Origin of the sequence: Mycolicibacter nonchromogenicus, assembly GCF_002101775.1 — a bacterium.
GTDB lineage: Bacteria > Actinomycetota > Actinomycetes > Mycobacteriales > Mycobacteriaceae > Mycobacterium > Mycobacterium nonchromogenicum.
Genome location: NZ_LQPI01000048.1, coordinates 94,950 through 114,924, shown reverse-complemented (window position 1 = coordinate 114,924; position 19,975 = coordinate 94,950). Strand labels below are relative to the sequence as shown.

Sequence of the window (19,975 nt, the reverse complement as noted above, 5' to 3'; positions counted from 1 at the left end):
TCACAGGTTAGCCGCGGTCCGACGAGATTCTCACTACCTGATGTGCACCCGCTGCGGCATCGTTACGCTACCGGAATGTCAGCCAGCGCAGACGAATCCGTACATCCGACGGTGCGCAAGGCGGCGGCGTGGGCCTGGCGCTTGCTGGTGCTGTTCGCCGCGGCACTGCTGGTGCTGCTCATCATGCGGCGCCTCGAGGTGATCGTCGTTCCGGTGGCGATCGCGATGATGATGTCGGCCCTGCTGCTGCCCGGCGTGGACTGGCTGTCCCAGCACGGCGTGCATCGGGGGCTGGCGGTGTTCCTGCTGTTGCTCAGCAGTCTGGCCGTGCTCGCCGGGTTGCTGAGTTTCGTCGTCGACCAGTTCATCGACGGGGTGCCCGAACTGGTGGAGCAGGTCACCCAGGTGGTCAACTCGACCCAGCACTGGTTGGTCGAAGGACCTCTGCACCTGAGCAGAGACCAAATCGACAGTGCGGGCGACAGCCTGGTCAGCGGCCTGCGCAACAATCAGGCCAAACTGACCAGCGGCGCGCTGTCGACCGCCGAGGCCATCACCAAGATCATCACCGGCGCGTTCGTCGTGCTGTTCACGCTGATCTTCTTCCTCTACGGCGGCCGCGACATCTGGCAGTTCACGGTGAAGATCTTTCCGAGCCGGGTGCGCGCCACCGTGCACGCGGCCGGCGTCGCGGGATTCGAATCACTGATCGGCTATGTGCGCGCCACGTTCCTGGTAGCCCTGGTCGACGCGCTCGGAATCGGCATCGGCCTGGCTGTCATGGCCGTGCCGTTGGCGCTGCCGCTGGCGTCGCTGGTGTTCCTGGGGGCCTTCATCCCGTTGGTCGGTGCGGTGCTCACCGGACTGCTGGCGGTCCTGGTCGCCCTGATCGCCAAGGGATGGATCTACGCTCTGGTCACCCTGGGGCTGATCGTCGCGGTCAACCAACTGGAAGCCCACGTACTGCAGCCGCTGGTCATGGGGCGTGCCGTCTCGATCCACCCGCTGGCGGTGGTGCTGGGCATCTCCACCGGCGGCATCCTGGCCGGCATCGTCGGTGCGCTGCTGGCCGTCCCCCTGATCGCCTTCATCGACCGGGCGGTGCGGGTCCTGATCGCAGACCCGGATTCGGCCACGCCGGACGCCGCGGATGCCGCAGAGCCCGATACGCCGGACCCGGAAGCCGACGACGTCAGTACCGGCCCTCCCGACGCAGCAGTTCAGCAGCGCTGAGACCGCCGGCGGCACCGCGCCGCTTCGGGCTCTGCGCATCGTCCGACGCGTCGTCGCCGGGTTGCTCGCCCACCGCGGTGAACTTCTCGGTGGCCGGGTTCTCGTCGGAGGAGTCGGCCGGGTCGGAGGGGGAGCCCTGAGCCGGGATCGCCGTGGTGGGGGCGTTCCCAGTGTCCTCCGCCTCCGGTTTCGGCAGGGACCGGGTCCGCTCGTCGGACGCCTCCGGCTCGGATTCACCCTGCCGGCCGCGTCGAGCCTGCGCCGCGTCACGGCTGCCGCGCAGCTCGCCCAGCCAGGACTCGATCTCGCGTTCCTCGCCGGGGGCCGCGGATTCCTTGCGGGGGGACGCCACTCGTTCGGTCGCCGGGTCGGCTGCCGAGAATCGGGTGGTCGGCGGCTCGGCCGGGCCGGTGCTGATCCGATTCGTCCGGGCACTGGACGGGTTGCCGGTGACCGGCCGCGTCGGAAGCTGTTCTGCCGGATGCCGTGTCGGGACAGCGCGCCCCGGGGCGGGGTGGGTGGGGTCGTGCGTCGGGCGCGGGGAGGCCACCCCGGCCCCGGCCGGCGCGACGGTTGCCGTCGCGGGCCGGCGGGACACCCGGCGCCGCTCGTCGGGCAGCCGGATCTCGCCCAGACCGATCCGGTTCTGCAGACGTTTCATCCAGCGCGGCGCCCACCAGCAGTCGTCGCCCAGCAGCTTCATCACCGACGGCACCAGGAACATCCGGACCACGGTGGCGTCCAGCAACAGCGCCGCCATCAGACCGAACGCCAGGTACTTCATCATCACCAGGTCGGAGAAGACGAAGGACGCGGCGACCACCGCCAGGATCAGCGCGGCCGCGGTGATCAGCCGACCGGTTGTGGCGGTGCCGATCCGGATCGCCTCGGTGGTCGACATCCCGGATTCTCGTGCCTCCACCATTCGGGAGACCAGGAACACCTCGTAGTCGGTGGCCAGACCCCAGCCCACCGCAACGACCAGCGCAATGACCACCACCATCAGTGGGGTTGGGGTGAAGTTCAGCAGCCCGGCCCCATGACCGTCGACGAACATCCAGGTCAAGATGCCCATGGTCGAGCCAAGCGTGAGCGCACTCATCACGGCTGCCTTCAGCGGCAACACCAGGGAGCCGAACGCCAGGAACATCAACAGCGTCGTGGTGATCAACAAGATCGCCAGCATCAACGGTCCTTTGGCGACCAGCGCATGGATGCTGTCCTGCTCGAGCGCCGGTGTCCCGCCGACCAGCACGTCCAGACCCTTGGGTGTGCTTATGGCGCGCAGCGCCTTGATCTTCTGCGCGGCGTCGTTGCGGTTGACCAAGCCGTTCTCGATCACCCGGACGGAGTTGTCCTTAGAGGCCCCGGGAAGGTAGGGGCGCTCCTTCCACATCTCGGACGGATCGTCATCGGGCACGACGAACCCGTTGATCGCCATCGCGCGGTTGCGGATATCGGCGACCTGCTGGTCGGTGACCGGTTTGTCCGATTCGCTCTTGATCACCAGCGTCAGCTTCTCGGTGCGGAAGCCGGGGAAGATCTCGTCGAAGTGCTCTTGGGCCACCCGGGCGGTGTTGTCCGGTGGCAGATACTTCTCGCTCATCCCGCCGAACGACAGCTTCCCCAGCGGGATGATCAACAGGATCATCGCGATGATGATCGGGATCGCGAACGCCAGCGGCCGCTGCATCACGAAGTTGACCAGCTTGCCCCAGAACCCCGCCTCGACTTCCTCGCGGGTCTTGGTCTTCTGGGTCTTCTCGGCGAACCAGGCGATGATGCGGTTTGAGAACTCCCACTCCCGCAGGATCGGAACCCGGTAGAGGGTGCGCACCCCGAGCGCGTCCACGTTCTTGCCCAGCACACCCAGGATGGCGGGCAGCAGGGTGATCGACAGCAGCGCGGCCAGGCCCACCGAGGCGAAGATCGCGTACGTGATCGCCTTGACGAAGCCCTGCGGCAGCACGAGAAGGCTGGCACCCGAGACGATGATCAGCACCGCGGAGAACACCACGGTGCGACCGGCCGTCATCACCGATCGGCGGACCGCCGCCTCGGTGTCATAGCCCTCGGCGATCTCCTCACGGAATCGGCTCACCACGAACAACCCGTAGTCGATCGCAATACCGAGACCGATCAGCGACACCACCGGCTGGGCGAAGAAGTTGATGGGCCCGAACATGGCGGCGAACCGCAGGATGCCGGTGGCCCCGGCGATGCTCAGCCCACCGACGATCACCGGCAGGCTGGCCGCGACCACCCCACCGAACACAAAGAACAGCACCACTGCGACCAGCGGAAGAGCCAGCACCTCCATACGCTGCTGGTCGGTGGCGATGGTGCCGGTCAGCTCACTGGCGATCGGCTGCAGACCGCCGAGTTCGACCTTGCCGCCGTCGAGCTCCTTCAGGTCCGATTCGGCGGCCTGGTAATTCTTCAGAATGGTGTCGTCGTCGTCGCCCTTGATCTGAATCGAGGCGAACGCGTGCTTCTTCTCCGGGTCGGCCATGTTGGCCAGTGCCTCGGGATTGGTGAAGTAGCCCACCCAGCTCATGATCTGGTCGGGGTGATCGTTCTTGACCTTGTTCAGCCCGCTTTTTATGCCGTCGAACCACTTCTGATCGTCGACCGTCTTGCCCTGGGGCGCGGTGAAGACCGCCACCACGTGGCTGGTGCGGTCGCGGCCGTAGACCTCGTCGCCGACGATCGACGCCTGCACCGACTGGCTGCCCTCGTCGTAAAACCCGCTCTGGGTGACGTGGTCGCCCAGGCTCATCCCGTAGACGCCGCCACCCAGGCAGAGCGCCACCATCACACCGATTACGATGAATCGGTAGCGGTATACAGTTCGACCCCACCAGGCGAACACCTATGCGCTCCTAACTAAGGTCTGGGGAGACATCTATCGGACCCGCGCGTCCCTGACTTCAGGTTCTCCAGTTGTCACTCTCGCGAGGTCAGCAGTGAACTCAACGGCCGGAACGGCTGGAGCCACGCCCCCTGTTCCGGCAGCGAATCCAGGCTGATCCGCGGCAGCCGCTCCCGAAACACACCAGGGATGTCCTCCAGGTCGACGAACTCCAAGGTATCCGAGGCTAGCGCCCAGCTCGCATGTTCGCGAAATCCGAGCACGCCGGCCGAGATGCCGAGACCGCAGAGCTCTTCCAGCGGTTCCCGGAACGCCTGACCATCGGCGGAGGCGACTACCACCGCCACCAGTCCCTGCTCTTTTCGCAGCGCGATGTGTTCGAGCATGTCGGAGTCGACGTCACTGTCCTCGTCGATCTTCGGCTTGGCGAAGACCGCAAAACCCACGTTACGCAGTGCCTCGACCCAGGGCCGGACCACGTCGGCGCTGCCAGGGGCGATGTTGGTGAACACCGTCGCTTCAGGCTCCACCCTGACGTCCGGGTGTGCCGCCGCCACTTCCGCGGTGCGGTGGAGCAGCCAGCGACCCAGCGCGTCGAAGCGGGGGCGCTCCACGCCGGTCGGGCGACGGCCCAGGATCGCGCCCAGGCCCATGTCCAGATTCGGGGCGTCCCACACCAGCAACACCCGTCGCGTGGGTGGTTCGAGTGTCGGATCGGTCCCGGTCGGCTCGACGTCCGCTCCGGCGTGCAGATCGGTGCTGGTCATCAGACCCGCACCCAGACGAACTCGTTGATCACGCTGCCCGCACTGCGGCCCTTCGCCTCGTACTTGGTGGTGGGCCGGGCGATCGAGATCGGTAGGCCGGCGTCCCCGGCGGGATCGGTCACGCGGCGCAGCCGCGGCTCGCCGTCGCCGGACTCGGCGATCTGCTCCGCATAATCGGCATGGTCGGTGGCCGCGTGCAGCACCCCGCCCGGTTGCAGCCGATCGGCGATCAGGGCCATGGTGGCCGGCTGCAACAGCCGCCGCTTGTGGTGCCGGGCCTTGGGCCACGGGTCGGGGAAGAAGACCCGGACCCCGATCAGCGATGACGGGGCGATCAGGTACTCCAGCACGTCGAGGCCGTCACCGCGCAGCAGCCGGATGTTGCCGATCTGCTCGCGGTCGATCGCGCACAACAGTTGAGCCAGCCCCCGCTCGTAGATCTCGACAGCGATCACGTCCAGGTGCGGTTCGGCCTGTGCCATCGCCACCGTGGAGGTACCGGCTCCGCAGCCGATCTCGAGCACCACCGGGGCGTCGCGGCCGAACCACCGTTGCGGGTCCAGGGGCTGGGGGCGGTCGGGGCCGTCCGGCGGCACCACATCGGCGCCCAGGTCGGGCCAGAGCCGCTCCCAGGTCTGGCGCTGACCGTCCGACAGCGCAGAGTGCCGGTAGCGGACGCTGAAGGCGCGGAAACGGCGGGGAGCCGTGGTGCCGACGCCACTGACGTCTGATGCTGACTCGACGTCGCGCGGCGTATGCATGCAGTCAATGGTCGCTCATGGACGCATCTGTACCCACGTCGCGGTCCACATTGATACCCAACAGTTGCTTAGCGCGGCCCGATGAGTACGGCGGTGACTCGCGTCGTGGACAGGCAGCTGACACCATGGCCCCCTGGGCCGATTGCGGGGGAGGCACGGGCGTGACACAGGGGCACCAGCTCTTTGCCGACGAGCTGAGGGTGCTGGCCACGCAGAACTGCGACCCGCGCCTGGCGATGATCGCCGCGGCCATCACCGCGCCGCTGCAGGTCGCGGTGTACGGCCGCCGCGGTGTCGGACGGCGCACCGTCGCCGCAGCACTGACCGCGGCCGGGGTGAACGTCGCCGAGCGGCCTGCGGGAGCCGAACCAGACCTGGCCGTGTATGCCGTCACCGAGGTCGTCAAGCCCGAGGACATCGCCGCACTGCGTGCCGAGCGCCGGCGACCGGTGCTGGTGGTGCTGAACAAGTCCGACCTGCGCGGCCACCACGTCGAGGCAGTGCCGGTCGAACCGATGTCGGCCCTGTTCGCGCTGGCCGCGCTCGGCGAGGGGCTCGACGAGCGACTGTGGGAGGCACTGAGGCGCGTGGCCGCGCAACCCGCCGACCTGTGCTGCGCGGAGCAGTTCGTCAGCGCACCGCACCCGGTGTCACGAGCGGACCGCGAGCGGCTGTGCGCCACCGTCGACCTGACCGGGGTCGCGGCACTGCTCGACCTGGCCCGACGCGACGCCACCCTGGGGCAGGCCCGCGCCCGACTGCGCCGCCTCAGCGGCATAGACCGCATCGCCGCCCGGCTGGAGGCCAACGGCGCTGCCGTCTACCACCGGCGGATGTCGGAGGCGCTGAGCCGACTGGAGGCGATGGCGGTCGGGGACAGCCGCATCGACGAGCTCCTGGCCCGCGACACGACCGTCGCCGCCCGGCTGGACGCGGCGACGGCCGCGATCGACCCACCGGATGAACCGGCATTGGCGCAGGCCCGCCGCTGGCAGGCCCACCGCCACGCACCCCTCGACGCCGCCCACCGGGCCTGCGCCGCCGACATCGCCAGGGGATCGCTGCGGGCCTGGGCCGCGACGCGGGGCCGCCCATGAGCACCCCGGGTGCACCCTCAGCCGATCCGGACCCCATCGCCGGGGTGGATGCCCTGGTCACCCACGTCGCTCCCGACGTGCACCCACCGGCGGTGCGGCGCTGCGACGTGGTGGCGGTGACCGGTCCGTGGCTGGCCGGGGTCAGTGCGATGACCCGGGCCCTGGCCGACCGGATGCCGCAGTGGCTCGTGAGGGAAGCCTCCGACCTGGCCCCGGGGGAGGTGCCGCTGGCGGTGGTGTTCGTGGTGTCGGCGGCCGCCGCGCTGACCGAATCGGACTGTGTCCTGCTCGACGCCGTCGCCGCCCACACCGATGTGGTGATCGGCGTGGTCTCCAAGATCGACATACACCGGCAGTGGCGCGAGATGCGCGCGGCAGCAGGGGAAACCCTCGCCGGCCACGCGCACCGCTACCGCGGCGTGGTGTGGGTGGGGGCCGCCGCGGCACCCGAATGCGGCGACCCGCAGGTCGACGATCTGGTCGCGGAACTGACCACGCAGCTCGAGGTTGGTGATGCCCACCGACGTAACCGGCTGCGTTCGTGGGAGTGCCAACTGCGTGCCGACATCGACCGCATCGAGCGCGACGCCCGCGCGGAAGGGCGCCGCGCCCGGGTGACGCAGCTGCAGGAGCAGCGTGCGGAGCTGGTGAGCCGGCGCAGAATGTCGAAATCGGAGCGCGTGATCGCGCTGCGCAGCCGTATCGCCCAGGCCCGCGTGCAGCTCTCCCACTTCGCCGGTAAGCGGTGCACCTCGGTGCGCAGCGAACTCAGCGAAGACGCCGCAGGCATGACACGGCGCCGGTGGGCCGAATTCGAGGCCTATGTCCACGATCGGCTGACCGACGTGGTGGGCGAGGTCGATCAGGGGATCACCGAGCACTTGGCTGACATCGCCGGAGAACTGGGGCTGGCCACACCTGAGGTGTCGGCGACGGTGCCGCCGGTTGACACCGGCAGTCCACCGGTGAAGTCCCGACGATCAGAGACGCAATTGATGGCGGTGCTGGGGACCGGCTTCGGGCTGGGCGTGGCGTTGACGTTGAGCCGGGTGTTCGCCCATCTGGCGCCGGGACTGGCAGCGGTGGGAGCGGCCGGCTGCGTCATCGCCGGCGTGGTGGCCACCGGGTGGGTGGTCAGAATCCGGGGGCTGTTGCGCGACCGGGTGGTGCTCGATCGCTGGGTGGGCCAGGCCACCAGCGCGGTGCGGTCCTCGGTGCTGGAGTTGGTGGCCGTGCGGGTGGTGGCCGCCGAAGCGGCGCTCACCGCCGAACTCGCCGGACACAATGAGGCCGAGGCTGCTCGCGTCGCCGACCGGGTCGCCGCGCTGGACCGCGAACTGCGCGAGCATGCGGCCGCCGCGTCGCGGGCCGCAGCGGTAGGCGAACGCAGGCTGCCGGCATTGCGTCGGGCGTTGGAGAATGTGTGCGCTGAGCTGGGTGAATCAGGCCGGGCCGATGCCACGGTGAGGGGCGACAGCTAGCCCGCGTTGCGATTGTTTCGATCCGTGTAGCTATTGACGGTAATCTCTTATTTAATGACGGTATAAGAGGGTGACAGCGGCGCGCATACTGCGACAACGCCACCGAGTGACATAGGTTACACAGGAGAGCTCAATGACCTCAGCGACCATTCCCGGTCTGGACGCCGCCCCCACCAAACACAGCGGGTTGTTGGCCTGGGTTCGGGAGGTCGCGGAGCTCACCCAGCCCGACCGGGTGGAGTGGTCCGACGGTTCCGATGAGGAGTGGAACCGGCTGATGGGCCTGCTGGTGGAGTCGGGCGCGGCGGTCAAGCTCGACGAGGAGAAGAAGCCCAACTCCTACCTGGTGCTGTCTGACCCGGCCGATGTCGCGCGGGTCGAGTCGCGCACCTTCATCTGCAGCCACACCCCGGAAGGCGCAGGCCCCACCAACAACTGGGTGGACCCCGACGAGATGCGGGCCACCATGACCGAGCTGTACCGCGGTTCCATGCGGGGTCGCACCATGTACGTCATCCCGTTCTGCATGGGCCCGCTGGGCGCTGAGGACCCCAAGCTCGGTGTCGAGATCACCGACTCGCCCTACGTGGTGGCGTCGATGAAGGTGATGACCCGGATGGGCACCGCCGCGCTGGAGAAGATCGGCACCGACGGCGCCTATGTCAAGGGCCTGCACTCGGTCGGGGCCCCGCTGGCCGAGGGCGAGAAGGACGTGCCGTGGCCCTGCAACACCGAGAAGTACATCACCCACTTCCCGGAGACCCGTGAGATCTGGAGCTACGGCTCGGGTTACGGCGGCAACGCGCTGCTGGGCAAGAAGTGCTACGCGCTGCGCATCGCGTCGGCGATGGCCCGCGACGAGGGCTGGCTGGCCGAGCACATGCTGATCCTCAAGCTGATCTCGCCGGAGGACAAGGCCTACTACGTGGCGGCCGCGTTCCCCTCGGCCTGCGGCAAGACCAACCTGGCGATGATCCAGCCGACCATCCCCGGCTGGCGGGCCGAGACCCTCGGTGACGACATCGCCTGGATGCGGTTCGGCAAGGACGGCCGGCTCTACGCGGTGAACCCGGAGGCGGGCTTCTTCGGCGTGGCGCCGGGCACCAGCCGCAGCTCGAACCCCAACGCGATGATCACGCTGGAGCGCGGGAACACCGTCTACACCAACGTCGCCCACACCGACGACAACGACGTGTGGTGGGAGGGCATCGACGGGGAGACCCCGGCGCACCTCACCGACTGGAAGGGCAACGACTGGACGCCCGAGTCGGGCACCCCTGCCGCCCACCCGAACTCGCGGTACTGCACCCCGATGTCGCAGTGCCCCATCCTGGCGCCGGAGTGGGACGACCCGCAGGGCGTGCCGATCTCGGCGATCCTGTTCGGCGCCCGCCGCAAGACCACGGTGCCGCTGGTGAGCCAGGCCCGCGACTGGCAGCACGGCGTCTTCATCGGCGCCACCATGGGCAGCGAGCAGACCGCCGCCGCCGAGGGCACGGTGGGCAAGGTGCGCCGCGACCCGATGGCGATGCTGCCGTTCATCGGCTACAACGCCGGCGACTACATGCAGCACTGGATCGACACCGGCAAGCACTCCGATGAGTCCAAGCTGCCGAAGGTGTTCTTCGTCAACTGGTTCCGCCGTGGCGAGGACGGCCGCTTCCTGTGGCCGGGCTTCGGCGAGAACAGCCGGGTGCTGAAGTGGATCATCGAGCGGGTCGAGGGCAACGCCGGCGGCCAGGAGACCCCGATCGGCACGGTGCCCAGCGCCGCCGACCTGGACCTGGACGGGCTGGACGTGAGCGCCGCCGACGTGGACCAGGCACTGGTGGTCAACGCCGACGAGTGGCGCGCGGAGCTGCCGCTGATCGAGGAGTGGTTCGAGTTCATCGGCGACAAGCTGCCCACCGGCCTGCGGGACGAGTTCGAGGCCCTCAAGCAGCGCCTGGGCTAGCAGCCTTCGAGTACTTCCCAAGAACCGCACTCAGGGGGATTTCCCTGGGTGCGGTTCTTTTGTGCGGAAGATTTCAGGACAGCGCGCGTGACTGCCGCCCCCACTTGACAGCCGTCAAGTTTGGCCCCAGTACAGTCAGCCCATGCAGATTCGCGAACACCTCGATGCCGAGAACCCGGCCATCATCCTGCACCCCTCCGGCGTGGTCATCACCTTCGCTGAGCTGGAAGCCCGGGCGAACAGGCTGGCGCACTTCTTCCGGGCTAACGGGCTGGTGGAGGGCGACGTCGTCGCGATCATCATGGAGAACAACGAGCACATCCACGCAGCGATGTGGGCGGCGCGGCGCAGCGGCCTGTACTACGTGCCCATCAACACCCATCTGACCGCCGCGGAAGCCGCGTACATCATCGACAACAGCAACGCCAAGGCGATCATCGGCTCGGCCGCGCTGCGCCAGACCTGCGCTGAGCTGGCCGATCACCTGCCGGCCGGCCTGCCTGATCTGCTGCTGATCGCCGACGGTGACCTGGACGGCTGGCAACGCTACCCGGAATGCGTTGCCGACCAGCCGGATACACCCATCGACGACGAAATCGAGGGTGACCTGCTGCAGTACTCGTCGGGTACCACCGGACGGCCCAAGGGCATCAAGCGCCCGCTGCCGCACCTGCCCCCGGCCGAAGTGCCGGGCCTGATGGCGATGCTGGTCTCGGTGTGGATGGGCCCGGGTTCGGTCTATCTGAGCCCCGCGCCGCTGTATCACACCGCGCCGTCGGTGTGGTCGATGCAAGTGCAGGCGGCCGGGCTGACCACCGTGGTCATGGAGAAGTTCGACGCCGAGTCCGCGCTCGACGCGATCCAGCGTCACGGCGTCACCCACGGGCAGTTCGTACCCGCGCACTTCACGCGGATGCTGAAACTGCCCGCCGAAGTGCGGGAGTCGTATGACGTGTCCAGCCTCAAGCGGGTGATGCATGCCGCCGCACCGTGTCCGGTGGAGATCAAGCAGCAGATGATCGACTGGTGGGGGCCGATCGTCGACGAGTACTACGCCTCATCGGAGGCGCACGGCTCCACGCTTATCAGCGCCGACGAATGGCTCAAGCATCCCGGCTCGGTGGGCAAGGCGATGTTCGGTGCGGTGCACATTCTCGATGAGGACGGCAACGAGCTGCCCGCCGGCCAGCCCGGCGAGATCTACTTCGAGGGCGGCAACGCCTTCGAGTACCTCAACGATCCGGACAAGACCGCGAAATCGCGTCACCCGCAGGGCTGGACGACGGTCGGCGACGTCGGCTACCTCGACGACGAGGGGTATCTGTACCTCACCGACCGGCGCCACCACATGATCATCTCCGGCGGAGTCAACATCTACCCGCAGGAAGCGGAGAACCTGTTGATCACGCACCCGAAGGTGTTGGATGCGGCGGTCTTCGGGATCCCCGACGACGAGATGGGGCAGAGCGTGAAGGCGGCCGTGCAGACGGTCGACCCGGCCGACGCCACGCCTGAGTTCGCCGCGGAACTGCTCGAGTGGGTGCGGGAGCGCTTGGCGCACTACAAATGTCCGCGATCGATCGCCTTCGAGGAGCAGTTGCCGCGTACCGACACCGGCAAGCTCTACAAGAACGAATTGGTGGCCAAGTATTCGAAGTAGCGGGCTGGGCCCGCGGGCGGGCTAGATGCCGCCGCGGGCCACCAGTTGCGCCGCGATCACGTTGCGCTGGATCTCGTTGGTGCCCTCGCCGACGATCATCAGCGGCGCATCGCGGAAGTAGCGTTCCACGTCGTACTCGGTGGAGTAGCCGTAGCCGCCGTGGATGCGCACCGCGTTGAGCGCGATCTCCATGGCGGCTTCCGAGGCGAACAGCTTGGCCATGCCGGCCTCCATGTCGCAGCGCTGCCCACTGTCGTAGCGTTCGGCGGCGTACCGGGTGAGCTGGCGGGCGGCGGTCAACTTGGTCGCCATGTCGGCCAGATAATTGCCCACGCTCTGGTGCTTCCAGATCGGCTGCCCGAAACTCTCCCGCTGTTGGGCGTAGGCGAGCGCATCTTCGAGCGCGGCCGTGGCCACACCCAAGGCCCGCGCCGCCACCTGGATGCGGCCGGTCTCCAGTCCCTTCATCATCTGGGCGAAGCCGCTGCCGGGCGTGCCGCCGAGCACCGCAGCCGCCGGTACCCGGCAGCCGTCGAAACTCAGCTCGCAGCTCTCCACCCCCTTGTAACCCAGCTTCGGCAGGTCCCGTGAGATCGTCAGTCCGGCGATGGGGTTCTCCACCAGCAACACCGAGATGCCGCTGTGCCGAGGGGTGGCCTTCGGATCGGTCTTGGCCAGCAGTGCGATCAATCCGGAGTACCTGGCGTTGGAGATCCAGGTCTTGGCGCCGTTGATCACCAGGTCGTCGCCGTCGGGCAGGGCCGACGTGGTCATGTTCTGCAGGTCGCTGCCGCCGCCCGGTTCGGTCAGGGCCATCGTGGCGCGCAGTGCTCCGGTGGCCATGGCGGGAAGGTAACGCTGCTTCTGCTCGTCGGTGCCGAACAGAGTCAGCAGCTTGGCCACCACGGTGTGGCCGCCCATGGCCCCGGCCAGGCTCATCCAGCCGCGAGCCAGCTCCTGGGTGACCAGGACGTAGCACGGCATCGACACCGGTGTGCCGCCGTATTCCTCGGGAACGGCCAGCCCGTAGATGCCGAGGTGCTTCATCTGCTCGATCCACGCCTCGGGATAGGTGTTGGCGTGCTCGACGTCGCGGACCGTCGGCTTCACCTCCCGGTCGATGAACTGCCGCACGGTTTCGACCAAGATCGACTCTTCGTGGTTCACGGGTTCACCGTATGCCAGGATTCTTCCGTGACCAGCGGCCCCTACTTCGACGACCTCCAGGTCGGCCAAGTGTTCGACGAGGCCCCCGCGATGACGCTGACGGCCGGTGCGGCGGCGCTGCACCAGGCGATCCTCGGGGACCGGCTACGGCTGCCGCTGGATGCCGAACTGTCCCGGGCGGTCACCGGGGCTACCGCGCCCCTGGCGCATCCCGGCCTGGTCTGCGATGTCGCGATCGGGCAGTCCACCGTGGTCACCCGGCGCGTCAAGGCCAACCTCTTCTACCGCGGCCTGGCCTTCTTCCGGTTTCCGGTGATCGGCGACACCATTTTCACCCGCACGGAAGTCGTTGGACTGAAGCAGAATTCAGCCAAGCCGGGGCGAGAGCCCACCGGGCTGGCGGCACTGCGGATAACCACCATCGACCAGGTGGACCGGCTGGTGCTCGACTTCTACCGCTGCGCGATGCTGCCGCTGTCGCCGGGTGCCTCCGACACCGGCCACGGCGACGACCTGTCGGGCATCGGCGCGGGGCTCGCGGCGCCTGCGGACGTGACCGCAGACTGGGATGCGGCCGAGTTTCGGCAGCGGGTGCCGGGGCCCCACTTCGACCCGGATCTCGTGGGTACCGTGCTGACCAGCACCGGCGACGTGGTCACCTCCGCCCCGGAGCTTGCCCGGTTGACCCTCAATGTCGCTGCCACTCACCATGATTCGCGGGTCGCTGGCCGGCGGCTGGTCTACGGCGGGCACACCATCGGGCTGGCACTGGCGCAGGCGTCGCGGCTGCTGCCGAACCTGGCCACCGTGCTGGGCTGGCAGTCGTGCGATCACACCGCGCCGGTGCACGAAGGCGACACCCTCTACAGCGACCTGCACATCGAGTCGGCCCGCGACAATGTGTTGGGGCTGCGCTCGCTGGTCTATGCCGCCGGCGTCGACGGTGAATCCGACCGTCAGGTGCTGGACTGGCGTTTCACCGCCCTGCAGTTCTAGGCCCGTTCTTCCCCGCGAGCAGACGCGTAAGCCCCCTAAAACCCGCGGAAATGGGGGCTTTCGCGTCTGCTCGCCGGTGGTTTAGTGCGGTAGGTCCCGGAACGGGGCGTCGCGGTAGGGGTCCGGTTCCTTCGGCAACCCGAGCACCCGCTCGCCGATGATGTTGCGCTGAATCTGGTCGGTGCCGCCGCCGATCGAGGTGAAGTAGGCGTTGAGCGCCCGGAAGGTCACCCCGTCGCCGACCGGATTGTCCGGACCGCTGAGCATCGACTCGACGCCGACGATCTCGGTCTGGACCCGGGCGGTCTCGTGCAGAATGCGCGACATGGCGATCTTGCCGAGCGCCAGCAGGGTGGCCGACTCAGCGAAGTCCTTGCTGGTCTTGGCGCGCTGGTTGTTCCACCGGTTCACCGTCGTCAGCGCCTGGATACGGGCGATCTCCTGACGAATATGCGAGTCCGAGAGGCGACCGGCGTCGCGGGCGAAGTCGACCAACCCGCTGGACTTCTCCTTGCGTCGGGCGGTGCGCGCGACATCACCCATCAGACGCCGCTCGTAGCCCAGCGCCACCTGCAGCACCGACCACCCCTCGCCGGGTTCGCCGATCCGGTTGGCGTCGGGAACCCGGGCGTTGGTCAAGAACACCTCGTTGAACTCCGACTCACCGGTGATCTGGTGGATCGGCCGGATCTCCACGCCGGGCTGGCGCATCGGCAGCATGAAAAACGTGATCCCGCTGTGCTTGGGCACATCCGGGTTGGTCCGCGCCACCAGCAACCCGTAGTCGGCGGTGGTCGCAAACGACGTCCACACCTTCTGGCCGTTGACTACCCAGTCGTCACCGTCACGCTCGGCGCGGGTGCGCAGACCGGCCAGGTCAGATCCTGCGCCGGGCTCGCTGTAGAGCAGGCACCATTTGCTCTCCCCGCGCAGCGCCGGGGGCAACAGGCGGCGCTTCTGCTCATCGGTGCCGCGGTCGTGGATTGTGCAGGCGAACAGGTCGGCTCGGTCATGGCCGCTGCCGGGAGCGCCAGCCGCGGCGAATTCGGCTGACACCAGGCGGGATTGGCGATCGGTCAGGCCCCGGCCATACCATTCCGGCTCCCAGCTCGGAACGGTCCATCCGGCGGCGAGCACCGCCTCGGCGAACGTGGCACGGTCGGTGTCCGGTGACCAGTTGGCGGCCAGCCATTCCCGGACTTCCTGGCGAAGGGCATCGTCGTCGCGCGGGTCGGGACGCGTCATCTCTAGGCTCCGATCTCTTGCAGGTGGCGCTCACGGTGCCAGGAGGGGCTGCCGAAGAGCTGGGCATCGCTGCGCGCCCGGCGCAGATACCGGTGCGCCGGGTGTTCCCAGGTGAACCCGATTCCGCCGTGCACCTGAATGTTGGTGGCGCCCACATAGACGAAAGCATCCGAGCAATAGGCCTGAGCCAGCGCCAGATCCGCGGTCCAGTCCGCAGCTCCCTGCTGGCCGGCGGCAGCCACATGGCGAGCGGCCGACACCGCCGACTCGGCCTCCAACAACATGTCGGCGCACATGTGCTTGACCGCCTGGAAACTGCCGATGGCACGGCCGAACTGGAACCGGGTCTTGGCGTAGTCGCGGGCCATCTCCAACGCGAACCGGGCCGCACCGGCCTGCTCGCCCAGCAGCGCCACCGCAGAACGGTCCAGGGCCGTGGTCAATGCGTCGACCCCACCACCGGCCGGACCCACCAGGGTCGCCGGGGCGTCGTCGAACCGGACGCGACACAGCCGACGAGACAGGTCGACCGTGGTCAGCGGTTCCACCGTCACGCCCGGGCCGGCCGGGTCGACGGCGAAGATCCCGGCACCCTCCTCGGCGTCGGCCAGCACATAGAGCCGGTCGGCGGTGGCCGCGTCGAGCACGAACCGCTTCTCACCGGAGATCGTCCCGCCGCGGGCGGTCGTGGCCGGGGCTGCGGGCGGGCGGGCAGAATCGCCCTCGGCGAAGGCGACCGCGACCCGGGTGCGTCCGGCTGCGACGGCCGGCAGCACTGCCTCGGCCTCTTGCTGGTCGTCGAGGGTCAGCAGCAGATTCACGCCCAGCACCGCTGTTGACAGGTACGGGCCGGGGTAAAGCACCCGACCGAGCTCCTCGGCGACCACTTCGACCTCGACCAGTCCGGCTCCGGCGCCGCCCAACTGCTCGGGCACCAGCAGGCCGAGCAGACCCATTTGGGCCAACTCGTTCCAGACGTCGTCGTCGGGTGAGCGTTTGCTCATCAGCTCGGCCACTGCGCTGCGCAGCGCCTGCAGCTCTTCCCGGGTGGATCCAGACACGTCTCAGCCTTTCTCGTAGGCGTTGCGCAGACTCGCGCATTGGCTGGCAAAGAACTGTCGCGAGACAGGCGCCTTCGGCATCAGCAGGTCGAAACCATGGAAGGCGCCGGACACGACCTCGACGTCGCAGGGCACGCCGGCTTGGCGGAGTCGCTGCGCGTAGGCCAGGTCTTCGTCGTGGAACAGATCGAAGGTGCCGACCCCGATCCAGGCCGGGGCCAGCCCGCTCAGGTCGGCGCGCCGTGCCGGCACCGCGACCTGCGGATCCGCGTCGCCCAGATAGGCGGTCCAGCCGAACAGGTTGCTCCGCGGCCCCCACAATCGGAAGCCCCGATGGGCCGGCAGCGCCGCGCTGCGATCGTCGAGCATCGGGTACACCAGCAGTTGCAGGACGGGGGAGACCTCGCCGCGGTCGGCGGCCCACTGCGCCAGGGCGGCGGCCAACCCGCCGCCGGCACTGGCACCCCCGACGGCGATGCGCGCGCTATCCACCCCGGGCAGACCGGCCAGCAGGGTCAGGGCTGCCCAGCAGTCCTCCAGCGCGGCGGGGTAGGGATGCTGGGGCGCCAGCCGGTAGTCCACCGACGCCACGGTGGCGCCCAGTTCGGCGCTGAATCTGCGGCACAGCCGATCATCCTGGGCGGCCGTGCCGATGACGTAGCCGCCACCGTGGATCCACAGCAGTGCCGGCGCGGGGCCGGCTGGCGGATTCTTCGGCCGAAAGATCCGGACCGTGGCCCCCGACGGCAGGCCCAAGACTTCGACGTCGGCCGGTGTGCGCCGGCCCTGTAGTTGCGTGAGTCGGCGCACGACGGGCATGGTTGCCGGCCCGACCCCGCCGCGCGGCAAGACGCGGGCGGCGCGACGCAGATCTGGATGGAACCCGATGCTCACCACCGGCTCAGTATCGCGGGCTCCGGTTTCGCCCGGACAGCAGCCCACCCGGTTGCGGTCGCGACCGCCTCGAACGCGGTACCCTGCGCCAATGACGGGAAGCTCGCAGACCCCGGTGACCGGACTCAACCTGGCCGGCCGGCTGCGTTGGCTCAGGCGAGCCCGGCCGACCGACTACCTGCTGGCGCTCAGTGTGGCCTCAGCGTCGTTGCCGGTGGTCGGGAAGCACCTGGAACCCCTGGGCGGGATGACCGCGATGGGGGTGTGGGGCACCCGCCATATGCCGGAGTTCTTCTCCAGCGCCGCCAAGTCCTGGCTGGCTCCCGGTGCCGCAGCCATCCGCAGGCAGGAGCGCGAGCAGACCCAGGTGGTCAGCGATGCCGCGCTACGCCCGGTGGTCTCGGCGGCCGACCTCGACATCGACTGGCCCGAGCCGGAGCAGGCTCCGCCGGTGGTCAAGGCGTTGCAGCACCGTCGGCACATCTACCGCTCCGGGGTGCGGTACGGCAGCGACCCCGCACAGGTGCTCGACGTGTGGCGGTCCCGTGACCTGCCGAGCGGGCCTGCGCCGGTGCTGATCTACGTCCCCGGCGGCGCCTGGGTGCACGGCAGCCGCATGCTGCAGGGGTATGCGCTGCTGTCCCATCTGGCCGAGCAGGGCTGGGTGTGCCTGTCGATCGACTACCGAGTCGCACCGCACAACCGGTGGCCCAGCCACGTCATCGACGTCAAGACCGCGATCGCCTGGGCTCGCGCCAACGTCGACAAATTCGGTGGTGACCGTGGCTTCGTGGCCGTGGCGGGCGCTTCGGCGGGCGGTCATCTGGCCGCCCTGGCCGGGCTGACCGGAAGCGCGGACCGTGACGCCGAATACGCCGACCATCTGCCCGCCGGTGGGGACACCTCGGTGGACGCCGTGGTCGGGATCTACGGCCGCTACGACTGGGAGGACCGCTCCACCGCCGAACGGGCCGCGTTCGTCGACTTCCTGGAACGGGTGGTGGTGGGTCGCTCGATGCGTCGTCACCAGGACATCTACCGGCAGGCCTCGCCGATCGCGCGGGTGCATTCGGATGCGCCGCCGTTCCTGGTGGTGCACGGCAGCGCCGACACCGTCATCCCGGTGCAGCAGGCCCGCAGCTTCGCTGATCGACTGCGGGAAGTGTCGCGCGCCAAGGTCGGCTACTTGGAGCTGCCGGGCGCCGGGCACGGTTTCGACATGACCGACGGTGCCCGCACCGGTGCCATGAGCACGGCAATCGGTTTGTTCCTCAACCAGATTCACCGCGACCGCGTCACAGTGGGGAGCAAACAGATCATCTGAGCCCGCACGCCACGGTAGGGTCCGTGCATGGCGAGGGGTGTGGGGTGAAGCGGCTCAGCGGGTGGGACGCGCTTTTGCTGTACAGCGAGACGGCGAACGTGCACATGCACACCCTGAAGATCGCGGTGATCGAGCTGGACGCCGACCGCCAGGGGTTTGACGTCGAGGCCTTCCGGCGGGTGATCCACGGCCGGCTCTACAAGTTGGATCCATTCCGGTATCAGCTGGTGGACATTCCCGGCAAATTCCACCACCCGATGTGGCGGGAGAACAGCGAAGTCGATCTGGCGTATCACATCCGGCCGTGGTCACTGCCCGCTCCGGGCGGTCGCCGCGAGCTCGACGAGGCCATCGGCGAGATCGCCAGCACGCCGCTGGACCGTAGCCGGCCGCTCTGGGAGATGTACTTCATCGACGGGCTGGCAAACAACCGGATCGCGGTGGTCGGCAAGATCCACCACGCCCTGGCCGACGGGATCGCGTCGGCGAATCTGATGGCCCGCGGTATGGACCTGGTGGCCGGCCCGCAGCAGGAACTCGACTCCTACGAACCCGACCCCGCCCCCACCGGCGGACAGTTGGTGCGCTCTGCGTTCCGCGACCATCTCCGGCAGATGGGCAAGATCCCCGGGACCATCCGCTACACCGCAGCCGGCATCGGACGAGTCCGGCGCAGCAGCCGCAAGCTCTCCGCCGATCTGACCAGGCCGTTCACCCCGCCGCCGACCTTTCTCAACCACGTGCTGACGCCGGAACGCCGCTTCGCCACCGCCACGCTGGCGCTGGCGGACATCAAGGTGACCAGCAAGCAGTTGGGGGTCACCATCAACGACCTGGTCCTGGCCATCTCTGCCGGGGCACTGCGCACGCTGCTGCTGCGCTACGACGGGAAGGCGGATCACCCGCTGCTGGCGTCGGTGCCGATGAGCTTCGACTTCTCCGCCGACCGGATCTCCGGCAACCGGTTCTCCGGGGTGCTGGTGGCACTGCCGGTCGATGTGGCCGACGTCCGGGAGCGGGTCGCCCAGGCCCGGGAGGCGGCGGATCTGGCCAAAGAGGCCCACCACCTGGTGGGGCCGGAGTTGGTCAGCCGGTGGTCGGCATACCTGCCGCCGGCGCCGGCGGAGTCATTGTTCCGCTGGCTGTCGGGTAAGGACGGTCAGAACAAGGTTCTCAACCTCAACATCTCCAATGTTCCCGGCCCGCGCGAGCGCGGCAGGGTCGGCGGTGCGTTGGTGACCGAGATCTACTCGGTGGGGCCGTTGACCGCCGGCAGCGGTCTGAACATCACCGTGTGGAGCTATGTGGACCAGCTCAACATCTCGGTGCTGACCGACGGCGCCACCTTTGAAGACCCGCACGAGGTCACGACCGCCCTGGTGAACGAGTTCGTCGACATCCGCCGTGCCGCCGGACTTTCCGAGCAGCTCACCACCGTCGAAACGGCGATGGCCCCGGCCTGA

15 protein-coding genes are annotated in these 19,975 nt (G+C 68.5%); 8 read left to right on the top strand and 7 right to left on the bottom strand.

From position 1 onward, the window contains the following. Nucleotides 1-75: 75 nt before the first annotated feature. Nucleotides 76-1,233, top strand: coding sequence for an AI-2E family transporter (locus tag AWC18_RS13325; RefSeq protein WP_064998020.1), 1,158 nt, complete (start codon nt 76-78; stop codon nt 1,231-1,233). On the opposite strand, the gene mmpL3 is transcribed toward AWC18_RS13325, so the two are convergent. The 3 genes from mmpL3 to trmB all read right to left on the bottom strand — a co-directional run bounded on the left by mmpL3 (nt 1,193) and on the right by trmB (nt 5,633). Then, complete coding sequence (gene mmpL3 / locus AWC18_RS13320) at nt 1,193-4,105, bottom strand: trehalose monomycolate exporter MmpL3 (RefSeq protein WP_085139032.1); 2,913 nt, start codon at nt 4,103-4,105, stop codon at nt 1,193-1,195. The genes AWC18_RS13325 and mmpL3 overlap by 41 nt on opposite strands. Nucleotides 4,106-4,179: 74 nt before the next feature. After that, complete coding sequence (locus tag AWC18_RS13315; RefSeq protein WP_234784334.1) at nt 4,180-4,872, bottom strand: PIN domain-containing protein; 693 nt, start codon at nt 4,870-4,872, stop codon at nt 4,180-4,182. Then, nucleotides 4,872-5,633 carry a tRNA (guanosine(46)-N7)-methyltransferase TrmB gene (gene trmB / locus AWC18_RS13310; protein ID WP_085139031.1) on the bottom strand — a complete coding sequence of 254 codons (762 nt, stop codon included), beginning with the start codon at nt 5,631-5,633 and terminating at the stop codon, nt 4,872-4,874. The genes AWC18_RS13315 and trmB overlap by 1 nt, the downstream gene beginning before the upstream one ends. Nucleotides 5,634-5,794: 161 nt before the next feature. On the opposite strand from trmB, the gene AWC18_RS13305 reads away from it, so the two are divergent. The 4 genes from AWC18_RS13305 to fadD4 all read left to right on the top strand — a co-directional run bounded on the left by AWC18_RS13305 (nt 5,795) and on the right by fadD4 (nt 11,825). Continuing rightward, complete coding sequence (locus tag AWC18_RS13305; protein WP_085139030.1) at nt 5,795-6,730, top strand: P-loop NTPase family protein; 936 nt, start codon at nt 5,795-5,797, stop codon at nt 6,728-6,730. Further along, nucleotides 6,727-8,211 (top strand): AAA family ATPase, encoded by a 1,485-nt coding sequence (locus AWC18_RS13300; RefSeq protein ID WP_064996324.1) that lies wholly within the window; start codon nt 6,727-6,729, stop codon nt 8,209-8,211. The genes AWC18_RS13305 and AWC18_RS13300 overlap by 4 nt, the downstream gene beginning before the upstream one ends. 133 nt (nt 8,212-8,344) lie before the next feature. Beyond that, nucleotides 8,345-10,165 carry a phosphoenolpyruvate carboxykinase (GTP) gene (locus AWC18_RS13295; protein WP_064996325.1) on the top strand — a complete coding sequence of 607 codons (1,821 nt, stop codon included), beginning with the start codon at nt 8,345-8,347 and terminating at the stop codon, nt 10,163-10,165. A gap of 142 nt (nt 10,166-10,307) precedes the next feature. Then, nucleotides 10,308-11,825 carry a fatty-acid--CoA ligase FadD4 gene (gene fadD4 / locus AWC18_RS13290; RefSeq protein WP_085139029.1) on the top strand — a complete coding sequence of 506 codons (1,518 nt, stop codon included), beginning with the start codon at nt 10,308-10,310 and terminating at the stop codon, nt 11,823-11,825. Nucleotides 11,826-11,846: 21 nt separating this feature from the next. Here the strand turns inward: fadD4 and AWC18_RS13285 are convergent, their stop codons facing one another. After that, nucleotides 11,847-12,992, bottom strand: a complete 1,146-nt coding sequence (locus AWC18_RS13285) for an acyl-CoA dehydrogenase family protein (RefSeq protein ID WP_109560078.1) — start codon at nt 12,990-12,992, stop codon at nt 11,847-11,849. A 27-nt stretch (nt 12,993-13,019) separates the two neighbouring features. Between AWC18_RS13285 and AWC18_RS13280 the strand changes: the two genes are divergently transcribed. Further along, the gene (locus AWC18_RS13280; RefSeq protein WP_208858365.1) at nt 13,020-13,988 is read left to right on the top strand and encodes a MaoC family dehydratase; all 969 of its coding nucleotides are present in this window, start codon (nt 13,020-13,022) and stop codon (nt 13,986-13,988) included. Nucleotides 13,989-14,069: 81 nt separating this feature from the next. Here AWC18_RS13280 and AWC18_RS13275 read toward each other — a convergent pair whose 3' ends face one another. Genes AWC18_RS13275 through AWC18_RS13265 form a run of 3 tightly spaced genes read right to left on the bottom strand, consistent with a single transcriptional unit; the run spans nt 14,070 to nt 17,191 of the window. After that, nucleotides 14,070-15,233, bottom strand: a complete 1,164-nt coding sequence (locus AWC18_RS13275) for an acyl-CoA dehydrogenase family protein (protein WP_085139028.1) — start codon at nt 15,231-15,233, stop codon at nt 14,070-14,072. 2 nt (nt 15,234-15,235) lie between these two features. Further along, entirely contained in the window at nt 15,236-16,294 is a 1,059-nt protein-coding gene (locus tag AWC18_RS13270) for an acyl-CoA dehydrogenase family protein (RefSeq protein WP_085139027.1), read from the bottom strand. Nucleotides 16,295-16,297: 3 nt separating this feature from the next. Continuing rightward, nucleotides 16,298-17,191 (bottom strand): alpha/beta hydrolase, encoded by an 894-nt coding sequence (locus AWC18_RS13265; protein WP_085139026.1) that lies wholly within the window; start codon nt 17,189-17,191, stop codon nt 16,298-16,300. An 88-nt stretch (nt 17,192-17,279) separates the two neighbouring features. Between AWC18_RS13265 and AWC18_RS13260 the strand changes: the two genes are divergently transcribed. Together AWC18_RS13260 and AWC18_RS13255 are read left to right on the top strand one after the other, a co-directional pair. Further along, nucleotides 17,280-18,512 carry an alpha/beta hydrolase gene (locus tag AWC18_RS13260; protein ID WP_076047086.1) on the top strand — a complete coding sequence of 411 codons (1,233 nt, stop codon included), beginning with the start codon at nt 17,280-17,282 and terminating at the stop codon, nt 18,510-18,512. 44 nt (nt 18,513-18,556) lie between these two features. Continuing rightward, nucleotides 18,557-19,975: a WS/DGAT/MGAT family O-acyltransferase gene (locus AWC18_RS13255; RefSeq protein WP_085139025.1), complete on the top strand. Its 1,419-nt coding sequence runs from the start codon at nt 18,557-18,559 to the stop codon at nt 19,973-19,975.